Annotated in this window: 15 protein-coding genes and 1 pseudogene; 14 read left to right on the top strand and 2 right to left on the bottom strand. The window is 71.9% G+C overall.

Going from position 1 to position 18098, the window contains the following annotated elements:
- From GSF22_RS15980 to GSF22_RS15925, 12 genes and pseudogenes are all read left to right on the top strand, one after another.
- Positions 1-1415 (top strand): ABC transporter substrate-binding protein (locus GSF22_RS15980; RefSeq protein ID WP_208814374.1); only part of this gene is annotated, 1415 nt, incomplete at its 5' end.
- A 19-nt stretch (positions 1416-1434) separates the two neighbouring features.
- Positions 1435-2397: a carbohydrate ABC transporter permease gene (locus GSF22_RS15975; RefSeq protein ID WP_208814373.1), complete on the top strand. Its 963-nt coding sequence runs from the start codon at positions 1435-1437 to the stop codon at positions 2395-2397.
- Positions 2391-3260 (top strand): carbohydrate ABC transporter permease, encoded by an 870-nt coding sequence (locus GSF22_RS15970; protein WP_208814372.1) that lies wholly within the window; start codon positions 2391-2393, stop codon positions 3258-3260. Before GSF22_RS15975 ends, GSF22_RS15970 begins: the two co-directional genes overlap by 7 nt.
- A gap of 33 nt (positions 3261-3293) precedes the next feature.
- Entirely contained in the window at positions 3294-4457 is a 1164-nt protein-coding gene (locus GSF22_RS15965) for a mandelate racemase/muconate lactonizing enzyme family protein (RefSeq protein ID WP_208814371.1), read from the top strand.
- A gap of 9 nt (positions 4458-4466) precedes the next feature.
- Positions 4467-5159, top strand: a complete 693-nt coding sequence (locus GSF22_RS15960; RefSeq protein ID WP_208814370.1) for a GntR family transcriptional regulator — start codon at positions 4467-4469, stop codon at positions 5157-5159.
- A complete protein-coding gene (locus GSF22_RS15955; protein WP_208814369.1) occupies positions 5156-6607 on the top strand; it encodes an NAD-dependent succinate-semialdehyde dehydrogenase in 1452 nt (483 codons plus the stop codon). Before GSF22_RS15960 ends, GSF22_RS15955 begins: the two co-directional genes overlap by 4 nt.
- Entirely contained in the window at positions 6600-7619 is a 1020-nt protein-coding gene (locus tag GSF22_RS15950) for a DUF2804 domain-containing protein (RefSeq protein ID WP_208814368.1), read from the top strand. The genes GSF22_RS15955 and GSF22_RS15950 overlap by 8 nt, the downstream gene beginning before the upstream one ends.
- Positions 7620-7683: 64 nt before the next feature.
- Positions 7684-9234, top strand: a pseudogene (locus GSF22_RS15945) (glycerol-3-phosphate dehydrogenase/oxidase); the annotation flags it as partial.
- An 89-nt stretch (positions 9235-9323) separates the two neighbouring features.
- Entirely contained in the window at positions 9324-10805 is a 1482-nt protein-coding gene (gene glpK, locus GSF22_RS15940; protein WP_208814366.1) for a glycerol kinase GlpK, read from the top strand.
- A complete protein-coding gene (locus tag GSF22_RS15935) occupies positions 10802-11986 on the top strand; it encodes a CaiB/BaiF CoA transferase family protein (RefSeq protein WP_208814365.1) in 1185 nt (394 codons plus the stop codon). Before glpK ends, GSF22_RS15935 begins: the two co-directional genes overlap by 4 nt.
- An 8-nt stretch (positions 11987-11994) precedes the next feature.
- Positions 11995-13146, top strand: coding sequence for an acyl-CoA dehydrogenase family protein (locus GSF22_RS15930; RefSeq protein ID WP_208814377.1), 1152 nt, complete (start codon positions 11995-11997; stop codon positions 13144-13146).
- A gap of 140 nt (positions 13147-13286) precedes the next feature.
- Positions 13287-14789, top strand: coding sequence for a hypothetical protein (locus tag GSF22_RS15925; protein WP_208814364.1), 1503 nt, complete (start codon positions 13287-13289; stop codon positions 14787-14789).
- 45 nt (positions 14790-14834) lie between these two features.
- Here GSF22_RS15925 and GSF22_RS15920 read toward each other — a convergent pair whose 3' ends face one another.
- The gene (locus GSF22_RS15920; protein ID WP_244367501.1) at positions 14835-15437 is read right to left on the bottom strand and encodes a carboxymuconolactone decarboxylase family protein; all 603 of its coding nucleotides are present in this window, start codon (positions 15435-15437) and stop codon (positions 14835-14837) included.
- A gap of 169 nt (positions 15438-15606) precedes the next feature.
- Here GSF22_RS15920 and GSF22_RS15915 point away from each other — a divergent pair, with 169 nt between their 5' ends.
- Together GSF22_RS15915 and GSF22_RS15910 are read left to right on the top strand one after the other, a co-directional pair.
- The gene (locus GSF22_RS15915) at positions 15607-16299 is read left to right on the top strand and encodes a class I SAM-dependent methyltransferase (protein WP_208814363.1); all 693 of its coding nucleotides are present in this window, start codon (positions 15607-15609) and stop codon (positions 16297-16299) included.
- 170 nt (positions 16300-16469) lie between these two features.
- Complete coding sequence (locus GSF22_RS15910) at positions 16470-16664, top strand: CsbD family protein (RefSeq protein WP_208814362.1); 195 nt, start codon at positions 16470-16472, stop codon at positions 16662-16664.
- 63 nt (positions 16665-16727) lie between these two features.
- Here the strand turns inward: GSF22_RS15910 and GSF22_RS15905 are convergent, their stop codons facing one another.
- Positions 16728-18092 carry a KamA family radical SAM protein gene (locus tag GSF22_RS15905; protein ID WP_208814375.1) on the bottom strand — a complete coding sequence of 455 codons (1365 nt, stop codon included), beginning with the start codon at positions 18090-18092 and terminating at the stop codon, positions 16728-16730.
- Positions 18093-18098: the final 6 nt, after the last annotated feature.

Here is an 18098-nt window from a genome sequence, read left to right as displayed (position 1 = left end):
CCACCACACCCTTCCCGAAAGGGGCACCTGTGCGCAGCCACCCCCGTACCACCCCCGGCGCGACCCGGCGCGCGGTCCTGGCCGGCGGACTCGCCGCCGCCGTCGCGTTCTCCCTCGCCGCCTGTGGCTCCGACCCGGACGCCGCCGCCGTCGACGGCGGCGGTGTGGGTACCGCAGAGAAACCGGTCGCCATCCGCATGCTCGCCAACGACGCCTTCGCGCGGCAGTGGCAGGAACAGATGGTGCCGGAGTTCAACAAGGTCTACCCGCACATCAAGGTCACCATCGACGGCGTGCCCTACGGCGACCTGCTCGCCAAGGAGATGCTGGAGCTGACCGCGCCCGAACCGACGTACGACATCGTCCTCGCCGACGACCCGTGGATCCCGCAGCTGGCCAAGACCGGTGGGCTACTGGACCTCAAGGCCGACCTCGGCAGGTACACCAAGCCCGACTACGACTGGGCCGACTTCAACGCCGGACCGCTGGCCGCCGGTGAGTGGCAGGGCAAGCAGTACGGGGTGCCGGTGCGGTCGAACCTGCTGCTGATGTTCTACAACAGGTCGCTGTACGCCAAGGCCGGTGTACCGGAACCGACCCCGGCGCTGACCTGGGCGCAGTACCTGGAGCAGGCACCGAAGCTGGTGCAGGACACCAACGGCGACGGCAAGCCCGACGCCTGGGCGGTCGGCACCTACTTCACCAAGGACGCGCTCACCCCGACGATCTGGCAGACCATCCTCAACAGCAACGGCGGCCAGCTCCTCGACGCGGACAACAAGGCGGCGTTCCACACCCCCGAAGGGGTCGCCGCCCTCCAGACCCACATCGACCTGCTCAAGTACGCGCCGCCCGGCGCGGCCACCTACCAGTTCAACGAGCCGCTGGAGGCGTTCCGGCAGGGCAAGACGGCCACGATGTTCATGTGGGGCAGCGTCTACCGGGGCACCGCGATCGACCCGAAGACCACCACCCTGAAGCCGGAGCAGGTCGGTATCCAGGTGATGCCGGTCGGGTCGGCGGGTGCGGGCGCCCACCGGGGCATGTGGTCCGCCGCCGTGGCGAAGAAGAGCAAGCAGTCCGAGGCCGCCTGGGCCCTGGTGCAGTGGCTCACCTCCAAGGAGGGCGAGAAGTGGCAGTCCGGCACGCTGGGGGTCTTCCCCGCCCGGACCTCGACGTTGACCTCGACACCCGCGCAGCCCTGGCTCGCCCCGGTCTTCAAGGCGATCCTCGACGGGTACGCGGCGATGGAGAAGGGCCGGATGTGGCGGCCCCGGCTGCCCGAGGCGGACGCGGTGCAGCAGATCCTGGCCACCCAGACCAGCCGGGCGATGTCCGGTCAGGCGACCGCTGACCAGGCACTCCAGACGGCGGCCGACGAGATCGACAAGCTGCTGAAGTCCAAGGGCTACTGAGCCGGGCGGAGCAGAGACGGTGTCTACCACGACTGAGACGGGGGCGGTGGGGAACACGACCCCCACCGCCCCGGCGGGGCCACCGACCGGCCGCCCGGCAGCGCTCCGGCGCTGGCGCGACCTGGGCAGCCGGTGGCTGTTCCTGGCGCCCGCGCTGGCCATCCTGGTGGCGGTGCTGGCGTACCCGCTGTTCTACACGGTCCGGATCAGCTTCTCCGAGCTGGACCTGGCCACCTTCACCCCGGCCCGCAACGTGGGCTGGCTCAACTACCGGACGGTCCTGGAGGACCCCGGGTTCCTCAACTCGGTGAAGGTCACCGGTGTCTACCTGGCGCTGGCGCTGCCGTTGCAGATGGTCCTCGGGTTCGGCATCGCTTTCCTGCTCAACGTCGACTGGCGGGGTCGGGGCGTGCTGCGGGCGTTGTTCCTCATCCCGATGGTGGTCGTCCCGGTGGTGGCCGGTGGCGTGTGGAAGATGCTGCTCGACCCGATGTGGGGCTTCGTCAACTACGTCCTCGGGCTGGTCGGTGTCGGCCCGGTCGACTGGTTGGCCGATCCCACCCTGGCCATGGTCAGCCTGGTGCTCATCGACACCTGGCGGTGGACACCCTTCGTGGTCCTGATCGCCTCCGCCGGGCTCATGTCCCTGCCCACCGACGTGTTCGAGGCGGCCCGGGTCGACGGCGCCGGCTGGTTCGCGACCCTGCGCAAGGTCACCCTGCCGCTGCTCGCCCCGGTCATCCTCGCCGCGTTCATCGTGCGCTGGCTCGGCGCGGTGAAGATGTTCGACATCGCGCTCGCCGCGACGAAGGGCGGGCCGGGGCAGGCCACCGACGTGGTGAACCTCTACATCTACGAGAAGGCGTTCCGGGGGCTGGAGTTCGGTACCGCGTCGTCGATGGCGACCCTGGTGCTCGCGCTCACCATGCTGCTGACCTTCCTGTTCCTGCGGCTCAACCGGTTCCTGGAGAAGCGATGGTGACCCTGACCGCGACAGCGGCCCGCCGGGGCGGTGCCCGGCCCGGCCGGCTCGGCCGTCGGCTGCGTATCGGTGCCGGGATCGGCGCGACGCTGCTGTTCCTCTTCCCGGTGCTGTGGATGGTCAGCACCTCGCTGAAACTGCCCCGGGACATCTTCACCACCCCGCCCCGCTGGGTCAGCAGCGTCACGCTGGACAACTACACCAGCTACCTGACCCAGGCCGACATCGGCCCCCGCATGGCCAACACGGTGATCGTCGCGGCCGGTTCCGGTCTGCTGTCGCTGGTGGCCGGTGCGATGGCCGGGTACGCGCTGGCCCGGCTGCCGATCCGGGGCGCCGGCCTGATCGGCGGGCTGATCCTGGCCTCCCGGGGCGTACCGCCGATCGCCCTGGCGGTGCCGATGTTCCTGGTCGCCCGGCGGTTCGACCTCATCGACCAGCACATCACCCTGATCCTCGCCTACTGCACCTTCCTGATCCCGTACGTGATGTGGCTGATGCGGTCGTTCTTCCTGGCGCTGCCCAGGGAACTGGAGGAGTCGGCGATGCTCGACGGCGCCTCCCGGTTCGGTGCGTTCTTCCGGATCATCGTGCCGTGCAGCCTGCCCGGGCTGATCTCGACGCTCATCTTCAGCGTCATCCTGGCCTGGGAGGAACTGCTGTTCGCGCTGATCCTGACCAACCGCAACGCGGCGACGATCCCGGTGGCCATCGCCGGCATGGCCGCGGACACCGAACAGGGCGCGATGTGGGGTCCGCTGACCGCGGTCGGCACCCTGACCGTCGTCCCGGTGGTGGTGTTCGCGCTGTTCGTGCAGAAGTGGCTGATCAAGGGCCTGGCGGAGGGCGCGACCAAGGGCTGACGCCCTGGTCGGTCGCAGAGATTGGCGGAGGACATGAAGATTCGCGACGTCCGGGCCTCGCTCGTCGAGATCCCCTACCCCCGGCCGTTCGTACCGTCGTGGGCACCGGAGGGCGCCCATCCGACGATGGCGGCCGTGGTGGTCGAGGTGGAGACCGACGCCGGGGTGACCGGGGTGGCCGGTGGCGACATGGGGCACGGTTCCGGGCCGCTGCTGCTCGCCGCGATCCGCGACGTGGTCCGTCCGCTGCTGGTCGGACAGGACGTCTTCGCCACCGAGCACATCGCCAACCGGCTGCGCTACGTCGCCCAGTACTTCTTCCCCCGCCCCTGGGTGGTGGGGGTCGCCGTGTGGGACGCGGTCGGCAAGGCCTGCGGCCGGCCCCTCTACCAGCTGTGGGGTGGGGCGGCCAGCGAGCTGCGCGCCTACGCCAGCTTCGGTGAGGTCCGTGACCCGGCGCAGCGGGTCGACGACGCGCTGGCCGCCGTGGCGGCCGGGTTCCGGGGCATCAAACTGCGGGTCCACTCGTCCACCGTGGACGAGGACCTGCGGCAGGTGGCCGCGGTCCGGGAGGCGGTCGGACCGGACGTGATGATCGCCGTCGACGCCAACCAGGCCGCCGCGCGGTGGCGGTACGCACCGGACGGCAGCCGGCTGATCTGGTCGTACGAGCGGGCCCTGACCACCGCCCGGGAGCTGGCCGCCCTGGACGTGGCGTGGCTGGAGGAGCCGCTGCCCCGGCACGACTACCGGGCACAGCGGGCGCTGACCGCCGCCGCGCCGGTACCGATCGCCGGTGGGGAACACAACCGTGGCATCGCCGAGCTGGTCCGGCTGCTGGAAGATGATTGCTTCGACATCTACCAACCCGACGCCAACGAGAGCGAGGAGATCCATGCCCTGCGGCAGTTCGGCGCGATGGTCGCCGCGCGGCACCGGCGGTTCATCCCACACGCGTGGGCGACCGGGCTGGGTGTCGCCGGCAACCTCCAGCTCTGTGCGTCCCTGGTGGACTGCGAGTGGCTGGAGTACCCGTACGATCCGCCGGTCATCGTGCCGGAGGTCTTCCAGGTGATGTTGACCGAGCCGCTGCTGCCCGATCCGGTCAGCGGCGCGGTGCGGCTGCCCACCGCGCCCGGCCTCGGCGTCGCACTGGACCGGGCGGCGATCGACAGACTGACCGTGCAGCGAGTGTGAGGACGACCGGTGACCAGCGACACCTTCCAGATGAAGTCGGACATCGCCATCAACCACATCAAGGAACTGATCATGTCGGGCGCGGCGCCGCCGGGCAGCCGGATCACCGCCCGGGTGGTGGCCGAGGCGCTCGGGATCAGTGAGACCCCGGTCCGGGAGGCGATCAAGTCCCTGGTCGCCGACGAGTGGCTGGTGCTGCGTCCGCACGTCGGCGCCGTGGTGGCCAGTGTCGGGCTGGACAACATCCAGGAGATCTACGGCATCCGGGGCAGCCTCGGCGCGCTCGCCGTCGAGTTGGGCGGGGTGAGCTACACCCCGCAGCGGATCGCCGAGATCGACGCGGTGCTCCGCGACTGCGAGCCGATGGTGGCCGCCCGGGACGTCGACGGGTTCTCCCAGCTCAACCGGCGGTTCCACGCGTTGCTGTCGGACACCCCGCAGACCACGGTGATCAACCGGATGCTGACCTCGCTCTGGTCGCGTACCGAGGGCGCCAAGCACGGCTTCCGGTTCGTGCCGTGGCGGCTGGCCGAGTCGCACGCCGAGCACGTCGCGATCCGCGACGCGATCGTGGCCGGGGACTACGCCCACGCCGCGCGGCTGGTCCAGCAGCACGAGCGGGCCGGGATGAACGCCCTGCTACAGGGCATGCAGAGCCAGAACGAAGCACGGCCGGCCGGCCGTCGACAGGAGACCGTATGAGTGACGTGGGACTGGCCTACATCGACGGGGCGTGGTGCGCCCCGGCCGGGGGAGCGGTGTTCGAGGTGCGCGAGCCGGCCACCGGCGGTCTCCTCGGCACCGTGGTCGACTGCGGTCCGGCCGAGGCGTCGGCGGCGGTGGACGCGGCGGCGCGGGCCCTGCCCGGCTGGCGGGCCCTACCGGCGCACCTGCGGGCCGACCGGCTGCGCGCGGTCGCCGCGGCGTTGACCCGGCGGGCCGACGAGATCGCCGAGATGATGACCCGGGAACAGGGCAAGCCGCTGGCCGAGGCCCGCGCCGAGGTGCTCTCCGGCGCCGACCACATGCTGTGGTCGGCGGAGGAGACCCGCCGGCTGTACGGCGAGACCGTGCCGGCCAGTACGCCCAGCTCCCGGATCTGGCTGCTCCCGGAGCCGGTCGGGGTGGTCGCCGCGATCACCCCGTGGAACTTCCCGCTGTCCATGGTGACCCGCAAGATCGGCCCGGCGTTGGCGGCGGGCTGCACGGTGGTCCTCAAACCGTCCGAGCTGACGCCGTACTCGGCGCTGGCGGTGGCGCAGGCGTGCGCCGAGGCGGACCTGCCGGCGGGGGTGGTCAACATCGTGCCGACCACCCGGCCGGCGGAGCTGACCGGCGTCCTGATGGCCGCACCCGAGGTCCGCAAGGTGTCCTTCACCGGCTCGACCCGGGTCGGCAGGCTGCTCATCGCGGCCAGCGCCGCCGACGTCAAACGGATGTCGGTGGAGCTGGGCGGGCACGCGCCGGTGCTGGTGTTCGCCGACGCCGACCTGGAGAAGGCCGCCGCAGGCGTGGCCCGGGCGAAGTTCTACAACGCCGGGCAGGCGTGCACCTCCCCGAACCGGATCTTCGTGCACGCGTCGGTGGCCGGGGAGTTCACCCGGCTGCTCGCGGCCCGCGCGGCGGAGCTGCCGGTCGGCAACGGACTCGCCGCGCGGACCCGGATCGGCCCGCTGATCAACGAGGCGGCGGTGACCAAGGTGGCCACCCACGTGGCCGACGCGGTCGACCGGGGCGCACGGGTGCTCACCGGCGGCGACCGCCCCGACGGCGACGGGTACACCGGGGGCACCTTCCACACCCCCACCGTGCTCGCCGGGGTCACCGACGAGATGCTGGTCAGCACCGACGAGACGTTCGGCCCGGTGGCGCCGGTACTCACCTTCGACTCCGACGACGAGGCGCTGGCCCGGGCCAACGACACCTCCTACGGGCTGGCGTCGTACCTGTGGAGCCGCGACCTGTCCCGGGTGATCCGCTCGGCGGAGGCGCTGCGCTTCGGCATGGTCTCGGTCAACGGCGGCACGTTCGCTCCGCCGCAGGGCCCGTTCGGCGGGGTCAAGGGCAGCGGCTACGGCCGCGAGGGCGGCCACCACGGCGTCGAGCACTACCTCGACTACAAGTACCTGGCGGTGGAACTCGATGGTTAGCCCACCGGTGGACGGACACCGTACCCACGAACGCGAGATCACCGACCGGGTCGACCTGTGCCGGCCCGACGGCCGGCTCAACCCGGACGCGGTCGGCTGGACCCGCCGGCCCCTGCACCGGGCCAACCTGCGCGGCTGGGGGCGCAACAAACGGTTCGAGTACTGGTGTGTGACCACCCCGACCCATCTGGTCGCGCTGAACGTCTCGCACGCCGACTACCGGGTCACCTACGCCGCGTTCTTCCTGGACTTCGCCACCGACCGGGCGATCCAGACCGCCGAACGCGCACTGCTGCCCCTGGCTACACCGATGCCGTCGACCTCCGGCGAGGGCGGGGTACGCGGCCGGGGCCGGCAGCTCGCCGTCGGTTTCGACGAGACCCCGTTCGGTACCCGGCTGCGGGCCCGCTCGGCCCGGCTCTCGGTGGACCTGCTGGTCGAACGGCCCGACGGGCACGAGTCGCTGGGCGTGGTGGTGCCGTGGAGCGAGCGGCTGTTCCAGTACACCCGCAAGGACAACTGCCTGCCCGCCCAGGGCCGGGTGGTGGCCGACGGCCAGGCGTACGAGTTCGACCCGGACACCGCGTACGCGGCCCTGGACCACGGGCGGGGTCGGTGGCCGTACGCGATCGTCTGGAACTGGGGCGCGGCCAGCGGCCGGTGCGGCGGCCGGGAGATCGGGTTGCAGCTCGGCGGCAAGTGGACCGTCGGGACCGGCATGACGGAGAACGCGATCCGGGTCGACGGCCGGCTCCACAAGATCGGCGAGGAGTTGACCTGGTACTACGACACCCACGACTGGCTGGCGCCCTGGCGGGTGGTGGGCGACCGGGTCGACCTCACCTTCGCTCCGTTCCACGACCGGAACGCGCGCAGCAGTTGGCTGGTGGTGGAGAGCGACGAGCACCAGGTCTTCGGCCACTACTCGGGGCACGTGGTGACCGACGAGGGGGAGCGGGTGCCGGTCGACGGTCTGCTCGGCTGGGCCGAGGAGGTGCGGCGCCGGTGGTGACCCGGGGCTGCACCGGCGGACAGATTCTATATTCTGTAGGAAAGGTGTGGACGTGGACAGCGGAATGATCGACGCCGCTCGGCGGACCGCGACACTGGCAGCCCTCGACGAGGGGACCTACGACCTGCTCGTCGTCGGCGGCGGGATCACCGGCGCCGGTGCCGCCCTCGACGCGGCCTCCCGGGGGCTGCGGGTGGCCCTCGTCGAGGCCGGCGACCTCGGTGGCGGCACCTCCAGCCGGTCCAGCCGGCTGCTGCACGGCGGCGTGCGCTACCTCGAACAACTGGAGTTCGGGCTGGTCCGCGAGGCGCTACGGGAACGCGCCCTGCTCGGCGGTCGGCTCGCCCCGCACCTGGTCCGCCGACTCCCGTTCGTCTACCCGCTACGGCACCGCGTCTGGGAACGCGCCTACGTCGGCGCCGGACTCAGCCTCTACGACGGCATGGGGCAGCTTCCCACCGGCCGCACCGACCGGGTCTTCCGGCTGCACCGGCACCTCACCCGACGTGGCCTGGCCCGCGCCATGCCCGCCCTGCGCACCGACCTCGCCGTCGGCGCCCTCGAGTACGACGACGGCCAGGTCGACGACGCCCGGCTGACCCTCGCCGTGGCCCGCACCGCCGCCCGGGAGGGCGCCGTCATCGCCACCCGGGTCCGCGCGGTCGGCTACACCGCCGACCGCTCCGGCGCCCGGGTCACCGTCCGCGACGAGCTGACCGGTACCGACCTCACCGTCCGGGCCCGGCAGGTTCTCGCCGCCTCCGGGGTCTGGACCGACGAGGTGCAGCGCCTCGTCGGCCGGGAGACCCTGCGGGTCCGCGCGTCCAAGGGCGTGCACCTGGTCGTCGGCCGCGACGCCCTGCGCGTCGACCGGGCCCTGATCACCCGCACCGACCGCAGCGTCCTCTTCGTCATCCCGGTCGGCGCGACCGTCCTGATCGGCACCACCGACACCCCGTACACCGGTGACCCCCGGGACGTGGCCGCCGACGGCGACGACATCACCTTCCTGCTCCACCAGGTCAACCGCTGGTTGCGCCGGCCCCTGGAACGCGCCGACGTGGTCGGCGTCTACGCCGGGCTGCGCCCCCTGGTCGACCGGGTCGGCACCGCCGACACGGCCCGGCTCAGCCGGGAACACGTGGTCGCCACCATCGACGACCGGTGCCTGGCCGTGGCCGGGGGCAAACTGACCACCTACCGGGTGATGGCCCGCGACGCGGTGGACACCGTGGTGGACCGGCTCGGCGGCGGCTACCCGCCGTCGGTCACCGACCGGCTGCCCCTGGTCGGTGCCGACGGCTTCCACGCCACCTGGAACCGGCGCGGTCACCTCGCCCGCGCGTACGGCCTGCCCACCGGCACCGTCGACGACCTGCTCCACCGGCACGGCAGCACGGTCACCGAACTGCTCGCCACGGCCGACCCGGCCGACCTGGTCCCGGTGACCGGCACCACCGGGCTGCTGCGCGCCGAGGCGGGCCACGCCGTCCGGTACGAGGGCGCCCTCGCCGTGGAGGACGTGCTGCTGCGGCGCAGCCACGCCGGCCTGGAGACCGCCGACGGGGCCGCCGCGACGGCCGAGGAGATCGCCACCCTGATGGCCGGCGTCCTCGGCCGGGACCGGGACTGGATCACCCGCGAGGTGACCCGTTACCGCCGGCTCACCGGCGCCAACCGGGCGGCCCTGGTCGGGGTCGCCTGATGACCGTCCTCGCCATCGACGCCGGCACCACCGGGGTCACCGCCGTCGTCGTCGACGCCGACGGCACCGTGGTGGCCCGGGGCTACCAGGAGTTCCCGCAGCTCTTCCCCCGACCCGGATGGGTCGAGCACGACCCCGGGGCGATCTGGGCGGCGGTCCGCTCGGCCGCCGCCCGGGCCCTCGCCGTCGCCCCGCACCCACCGAGCTGCGTCGGCGTGACCAACCAGCGGGAGACCGTGGTGCTCTGGGACCGCCGTACCCTCGCCGCGGTCCGACCCGCCGTCGTCTGGCAGGACCGCCGGTCCACCGAGCTGTGTCGACGGCTGCGCGACGCCGGCCACGAACCACTGGTCACCGCCCGCACCGGCCTGCGCCTCGACCCGTACTTCTCGGCCACCAAACTCGCCTGGCTGGCCGCCGAGGAACCGTCGACGTGGGCCGGGGTACGGGCCGGCCGCACCGCCGTCGGCACCGTCGACAGCTACCTCGCCGCCCGACTGACCGCCGGCCGGGCCCACGTCACCGACCCGTCCAACGCCTCCCGCACCCTGCTCTACGACCTGTCCACCGGCGACTGGTCGCCGGAACTGTGCGCACTGTTCGACGTGCCCCGGCACGCCCTACCGGAGATCGTCGCCACCAACACGGTGGTCGGCCGCACCGACCCGGACGCCTTCCTCGGCCTCGACCTGCCCGTCGCCGCCCTCGTCGGTGACCAGCAGTCCGCCCTGTTCGGTCAGGCCTGCCTCACCGAGGGCAGTTCCAAGTGCACCTACGGCACCGGCTCCTTCATGCTGGTCAACACCGGCCCGACCGCGATGCGACCGGGCACCGGACTGGTCACCACGGTCGCCTGGCAGCTCGCCGGGCAGGCCACCACGTACGCCCTCGAAGGGTCGATCTTCGTCACCGGGGCGGCCGTGCAGTGGCTGCGCGACGGTCTCGGGGTCATCCCGGCCGCACCGGCCATCGAGCCGCTGGCGGCCAGCGTGCCGGACTCCGGCGGGGTGGTGTTCGTCCCGGCCCTGACCGGCCTCGGCGCACCGGACTGGGACCCGTACGCCCGGGGCGCGATGTTCGGCCTGACCCGGGGCACCACCCGGGCCCACCTCGCCCGCGCCACCCTGGACGCCATCGCCTTCCAGGTCCGGGACGTGGCCGACGCGATGGCCCGCTGCACCGGCCGGCCACTGACCAGCCTCACCGTCGACGGCGGGGCCGCGGCCAACAACCTGCTCTGCCAACTCCAGGCCGACCAGCTCGGCCGACCGGTCCGCCGGCCGGTCAGCACCGAGTCCACCGCGCTCGGCGCGGCCTACCTGGCCGGCCTGGCCACCGGTGTGTGGCACGGCACCGACGACATCGCCGCCCGGTGGCGACTGGACCGCGAGTTCACCCCGGACCCGGGCGCGGTCGACGGGGAGAGCAGCCGGCAGCGGTGGCGCCGGGCGGTGGCCGCCGTCCGGGGGTGGTCCGGATGACCGGCGCACTCGACGGCATCCTGGTCGCCGACTTCAGCCGGGTCCTCGCCGGCCCGTACGCCACCATGCTCCTGGCCGACCTCGGCGCGGACGTGGTCAAGGTGGAACAACCGGGCAGCGGCGACGCGACCCGTGGCTGGGGTCCGCCGTACGACGCGGACGGCACCGCCACCTACTACCTCGCGGTCAACCGCAACAAGCGGTCGGTGGCGCTGGACCTGGCCGAACCGGACGACCGGGCCGTCGCCCGGGAACTCGTCCGCCGCGCGGACGTGGTGGTGCAGAACTTCCGGCCCGGCACGATGGAACGGTACGGCCTCGGCCCCGCCGACGTCCTGACCGCCAACCCGCGCGCCGTGTACTGCTCGATCACCGGCTTCGGCACCGGCGCCGGCGCGGACCGGCCCGGGTACGACCTGCTCGCCCAGGCCGTCGGCGGGCTGATGAGCGTCACCGGGGCCCGCCCGGGTGAACCGGTCAAGGCCGGGGTCGCCGTCGTGGACGTCATCACCGGCCTGCACGCCACCATCGGCATCCTGGCGGCGCTGCGGCACCGGGACACCACCGGCGTCGGGCAGCACGTCGAGGTGAACCTGCTCTCGTCGGTGCTGTCCGCGCTGGTCAACCAGGCGTCCGGGTACGTCGCCGCCGGGGTGGTGCCGGGCATCCTGGGCAACGCCCATCCGAGTGTCGTGCCGTACGAACTCCTGCCCACCGCGGACCGGCCGCTGGTGGTCGCGGTCGGCACCGACGCGCAGTTCACCGCCCTGTGCCGGGTGCTCGGCGTGCCGGCGTTGGCCGAGGATCCGCGCTACCGGCGTAACGCCGACCGGGTCCGCCATCGCGAACCGCTGATCCGCGCCCTGGCCGGGCGGACGGCCGCGTGGCACGCCGACGACCTGGCCGGCGCGCTGACCGCCGCCGGTGTGCCGTGCGGACCGGTCAACGACCTCGCCGCCGCCGTCGACCTCGCCACCGACCTGGGGCTGACGCCGGTGGTGGAGATCGACAGCCCGGGTCGGCCCCGGCCCGCGCGTCAGGTCGCCAACCCGATCACCCTCTCCGGTACCCCGGCCAGCTACCACCGTCCACCCCCCGACCTCGGCGAGCACACCGCCCAGGTCCGGGCCTGGCTCGCCACCGGCGCCCAGGACGCCCCTTCCCCTGAGGAGCAGCAGTGACCGACCCGATGGACCTCGCCGCGTTCGACAGCCTGCTCACCGAGGAGGAACGCGACATCCGCGACACGGTGCGGCGCTTCGCCGCCGAGCAGATCCGTCCGCACGTCGCGCAGTGGTACGCCGACGGCACCCTGCCGGCCCGCGAACTGGCCCGGGAGTGCGGCCGGCTCGGGCTGCTCGGCATGCACCTGGACGGCTACGGCTGCGCGGGCACCGGGGCGGTCGCCTACGGGCTGGCCTGCTTCGAGCTGGAGTCGGCCGACTCCGGGGTACGCAGCCTCGTGTCGGTGCAGGGCTCCCTGGCGATGTACGCCATCCGCACCTTCGGCAGCGAGGCGCAACGGGAACGGTGGCTGCCGGCGATGGCGGCCGGTACGGCGATCGGCTGTTTCGGGCTGACCGAGCCGGACGCGGGCTCCGATCCGGGGGCGATGCGGACCACCGCCCGACGCGACGGCGCCGACTGGATCCTCGACGGCGAGAAGATGTGGATCACCAACGCGGCGGTCGCCGACGTCGCGGTGGTCTGGGCCCGCACCGACGACGGTGTCCGGGGCTTCGTGGTGCCGATGGACACCCCCGGGGTGGGCACCCTGCCGGTGGGGCACAAGCTCTCCCTGCGGGCCTCGGTCACCTCCGCCCTGGTGTTGCAGGACGTCCGCCTACCGGCCGACGCGGTGCTGCCCGGGGCGGTGGGGCTGCGGGCTCCGCTGGCGTGTCTGGGCGAGGCCCGCCTCGGCATCGTCTTCGGCGCCCTGGGCGCCGGCTACGACTGTCTGCGGGTGGCGTTGGAGTACGCCGGCACGCGGGAGGCGTTCGGTCGGCCGATCGCCGGTTTCCAGCTCACCCAGGAGAAGCTGACCGAGATGACCCGGGGTCTGGTCACCGGGCTGCTGCTCGCGGTGCACGTGGGGCGGCAGCGGGAGGCCGGACGGGCCACCGCCGCCCAGGTCAGTCTCGCCAAGCTGCACAGCTGCGAGACGGCGATCGGTATCGCCCGGACCGCCCGGACGATCCTCGCCGCGAACGGGGTGACCCTGGAGTACCCGGTGCTGCGGCACGCCAACAACCTGGAGGCGGTGCTGACCTACGAGGGCACCAGCGAGGTGCACAAGCTGGTGGTGGGTCAGGCGCTGACCGGGCTCGCCGCCTTCCGCTGATCCCGCCGTCGCTGGTCGGCCAGCCACGACGGGTACCGCCTGCCTACGCCATCGAGTGGAATCATTGGCGGGTGTCTCCGGTTCCCGGTGTCGTCCCGTGGATCGCGGTTGCTGCCGCCCTGATCCAGACGATCACGACGGTGAGGCACGTACGTCGGGTCCGGAAAGCGCGCGAATCCAACCCGGATGCGGACGTGGTGAACACCCTGGGTGTCAGGCTGTGCCTGTTCGGCACGGTGTTCGCCGCGCTGTCGGTAGCCCTGGAGGGCTACGCGTGGGAACGACGGCAGATTGGCGCCTTCGCGTACCTGGCGATCCGCGACGAACTCGACGCGGCATTCTTCCGGTGGGTGCTCTTCGCTGCCGACGTGACCAGCCATGTGCTCGTGGTCTTTCTGGCACCGGCGTTCCTCGGTGGGATCGTCAGCGGGCTGGTCGCGGGATTCCGGGACAGGTCGCAGGCTCTTGCGTACACCGCGACACTGGTCACGACCACGGCGGTCGGTGTGTCGGTCGTCGTCACCGAGACCTACGTCCACCCGGCTTCTGACATTCCCTGGCTGATCATCGCGGTCGGTACCGTCGGTGGCCTGCTGGCAAACGTCGGTGGCGCGGGCGGGCGGTCCGGCGCCGACAGCAGCCAGGTCGACACCCCACCTGGTCCGGGCCCTGCGGAGCCGGCCAGCCGGGCACGTCAGAGCCCTGCCCGGGGACGTGTGTTGACTGTCCTGGGGTGGGCACTGCGCGTCCTGACCCTGGTGATGCTTCTCCTGGCCGGCCCACTGTACGAGGAACTGGTCACCGAGTCGGACCTCCCGTTGTGGGCACGTCCGGTGGCCGCGTTCGCTGCGGTGGCTCCGGTTCTGCTCTTCGGTGTCGCGGATGCGCTGGCGGAGCGGGGGAGACGGCACCGCCACCGGGTCATCCCCGCATTCGAGGAACTCGCGGGGGAGCGCTATCTGCTCTACCTGCGACCCTTCTCCGTCGACCCCGCGATGGCCCTTCCACTGGACGAGGCGCCAGGCTGGGCCACCCGGTCACCCTTCGAGCTCTCCGGGACGCACGAGGAGTTCCTGGTACGTCAGTTCCGCGGCCTCGGTCGTATCGTCGCGGTCGGGCAACCCGGCGAGCGCCTGCCGGCACTCGGGGCCGAGCGCGGCTATCTGCCCGGCGAAAACTGGCAGGACCCGGTGAGCAGGCTGATCCAGGGCGCCCAGGCAGTGATCATGACGGCAGCTCCGGGTGCGGGGACCGCGTGGGAGTTCACCGAGGCGCTACGCGTCATCGCACCTGCCCGGCTGCTGCTGATCGTCTACCACGACGAGATCTACCATGCTTTCCGGGAGGGTGTGAGCCGGGAGTACGCGACGAGGTCGTCCGTTGAGACGGACGTCAGCTGGCCACCACTACCGCAGTTGCCGGACATCCCGCCACCCGCTGCGGACACCGGGGGGCTCCGGTGGGACTTCCCCGTCAAGGGGATCCTGTCCTTCGACCACCGGTGGCGTCCACAGTTCACCCGGTTCCCGCCGGCCGTGCCACGGATAAGACACGTCTGGACCATACGTCGACTGGTACGGCGCGAACTCAGGCCGGTCCTGGATCGGGTGTCGCGGTTGCCCCCGGCGCCGCCACCCGGATAGCGGCGGCGACACGAAGTCCTGATCATGCGGCCTGCGGACGGCGGGTCAGGACGGGCCGGTCTGCCCTGCCGTGGTGAAGATCTGCGCCGGGTCGTCGACGGGGAGGGTGCCGAGTCCGTCGACGTACCGGTTGGCCATGCAGAACACCGCGCTGATCAGGACGGTGTCGTGGATCTCCAGGTCGCTGGCGCCGGCCGCGCGGGCGTCGGCGACCAGTTCGGCGGTGACCTCGCGGCCGCTGCGCTGCACGGCGGCGGCGATCCGTAGCAGGCTGCGCAGCTTCGCCGGGATCGGTGCGGTGTCCGGGTCGGTGAGGACCTGCTCGACCAGGGTGGCACCCTCGTCGAGCCGGGCGGCGGCGAGCGCCGCGTGCGCGGTCCGGCAGAACCGGCACTCGTTGAGGCCGGAGACGTAGGTGGCGATGAGTTCGCGTTCGCCCTCGCTGAGTGGGTGTGGTCCGCGCATCAGCACCTCCACCATCGCCAGCAGGGGAGCGGCGGTCTCCGGTCGGTAGCGGAGCAGGCCGATGATTCCGGGGTACTGGCGTTCGTCCAGGCCCAGGTCGATGTGCGCGATGACGTCACCTCCACGAGACGGTCCCACCACCGGTCGGCTCGCCGGGTCGGCGGTGCCGCTGATGGTCTGCATCGTGGCACGTCCGACCGCCTGTTCGGTTCTTCCATCCTGCGCGGTCCGGGTCGCCCGGGTCTACGAGGGCTGCCCGCAGCTTTCGCGAGGAACGACGCCCGGCGGGTGGGCCGGGAGCAGGAGGAGACGCGCGTCGGCGACCGTCGGCGCGGGGCCCTCTGATGCGAGGATGCGCTCCGTGACCCATTTTCCTCCGGATCGGCTCGACTTCGACGCGGTACGCCGTGCCTACGACACCGTCGCGGAGACCTACGCCAGCGCTGTCCCGGACACCCGTGTCGAGGCTTCGCTCGACCTGGCCATGGTCGACAGGTTCGCCGAGGCCGTCAGGGCCAGCGGTGACCCGCGTGTCCTGGACGCGGGGTGCGGTGCGGGTCGGATGAGCCGGTACCTCGCCGAGCGGGGGTGCCTGGTGGCCGGGGTCGACCTCTCGTCGCGCATGATCGCCATCGCTCGCCGCGATCACCCGGGCGTGGACTTCACCGTCGGCTCGTTGGCCGACCTGCCCTATCCGGACCACCGGTTCTCGGGCGTGATGCTGTGGTATTCCACCATCCACGCACCTCCCGCTGGACAGGCGCGGCTGTTCGCGGAGGCGGGCCGGGTTCTTCGCCAGGGGGGCCACCTGCTGGTCGGGTTCCAAGCCGGGAAGGGGGTCCGTGACGTGGCCCCGACCTACCGACGCTTCGGGCACGAGGTGCAGCTCCAGCGTCATCTCTGTACACCCGACGAGGTCGTTTCCTGGATCGGGGCTGCGGGGATGCGGGAGGTCTGCCGTCTGGTGCGGCGACCGCAGGGCCGGGAACACGACGATCAGGCGATGGTGCTTGCCAGAGCCGATCAGTCCGCTGCTCGCCGGTAGAGCCCGGTCGGCGGTGCACGCGGTGCACCCGTCGAACACTAGCGTCCTAGGACGCTCTAGCGGTGGTGATCCACCGGACCGAGAGCAGGTTTCCCCGAGCGACGAAACGGGCATTCCTTCAGCACGGGCGATGCAGCCCCTGAGCCGGACGATCAGCAGAAGGAGTCGATATGAGCTTCGCGGACAAGGCCAAGAACAAGCTCGACGAGATGAGCGGCGCGGCGAAGGAGAAGTTCGGCGACGCGACCGACAACGAGCGGCTCCAGGCCGAGGGTGCCACCCAGCAGACCGAGGCGCGTACCCGGCAGGCCGGGGAGCACGTGAAGGACGCCGGTCGTGACGTGCGGGACGCCTTCACCCGCTGACCTGGCGACACATGCGGAAGGCCCCCAGGGACTCCCTGGGGGCCTTCCGCATGTCGGTCCGGATCAGTCGGACAGGTCGTGCCGGGTCCACCAGTCCTGGCCGGACTCGGGCAGCGTGTCGATCGGGTCGTAGTAGGCGTACCGCTTGTTGAGTGCCTCGGTGTCGGCGGACTCGATGGAGGTGCGGTAGTTCTTCGTCCAGTACGAGATGCCGCGCTCGCGGTCGTACTCGGTGAGCATGTGCACCCAGCGCTTGCCGACAAACGGCACGTCACACACGATCCGGGGGGTGGCGTAGCCGGGCAGGTAGCCCATGATGTCGTGCTGGAGCTGCTGGGCGTGCCAGACCGGCACCCGCCAGTGCTCGGCGTTGGGGATCATGTCGCACATGTAGAAGTAGTACGGCAGGATGCCGGCCTCGCCCTGGAGCGCGAAGCACAGGTCGAGCAGGTCGGGTGCGGTGGCGTTGACCCCGCGCATGAGTACGCCCTGGTTGCGGACGTCGCGTACGCCGACGTCGAGGGCGGTCTGCGCGGCCCGGGCGACCAGCGGGGTGATCGACTGGGCGTGGTTGACGTGGGTGTGGATGGCGAGGTTGACGCCGCGTCGGGCGGCGGTGCGGGCGACCCGCTCCAGGCCCTCGACGACGTCCGGCTGGAGCCAGTGCTGGGGCAGGCCCATCAACGCCTTGGTGGCGAGCCGGATGTCGCGGATGGTTTCGATCTCCAGCAGCCGCATCAGGTACGACTCCAGGTTGCGCCAGGGGACGTTGGCGACGTCACCGCCGGAGACGACGACGTCGCGTACGCCGGGGTGGGCGCGGAGGTAGCTGATGTGGGCGTCGTACCGGTCGACGGGTTTGAGGCTGAGTTTGAGTTTGTCGACGGCGGGGGTGGAGTTGCCGACCAGGTCCATCCGGGTGCAGTGCCCGCAGTACTGGGGGCAGGTGGAGAGCAGTTCGGCGAGGACCTTGGTGGGGTAGCGGTGGGTGAGGCCCTCGGCGACCCACATCTCGTGTTCGTGGAGTGAGTCGCGGGTGGCGTAGGGGTGTGACGGCCAGTCGGTGCGCCGGTCGGAGGCGACCGGGATCATGTAGCGGCGGATCGGGTCGGCGAGGAACGCCTCGGTGCTCATCGGTGCGAAGGGCACCATGGTGTTGAGCATCTGGGGCGGCACCAGCATGGACATGGTGGCCAGGGCGTTCTGGTCGGCGGTGAGGTCGTCGTAGAAGGTCTCGTCGACGGTGTCGCCGAGGACGGTGCGGAGCTGCTTGATGTTCTTGACGCAGTTGACCCGTTGCCACTGGGCGTTCTCCCACTGGTCGCGGGTGACGTGGCGCCAGCCGGGGAAGCGGGTCCAGTCGGGTTCGACCAGGGGGCTGCGGCGGTATTCGTAGGGCTGGCCGGCGGTGGGTGCCGGTGCGGGCACGTCCGG

Source organism: Micromonospora echinofusca (assembly GCF_017614955.1).
GTDB classification, from domain to species: domain Bacteria; phylum Actinomycetota; class Actinomycetes; order Mycobacteriales; family Micromonosporaceae; genus Micromonospora; species Micromonospora echinofusca_A.
Note: the sequence above shows the minus strand (reverse complement) of the source record. Positions and strands in the feature narration are given on the sequence as shown.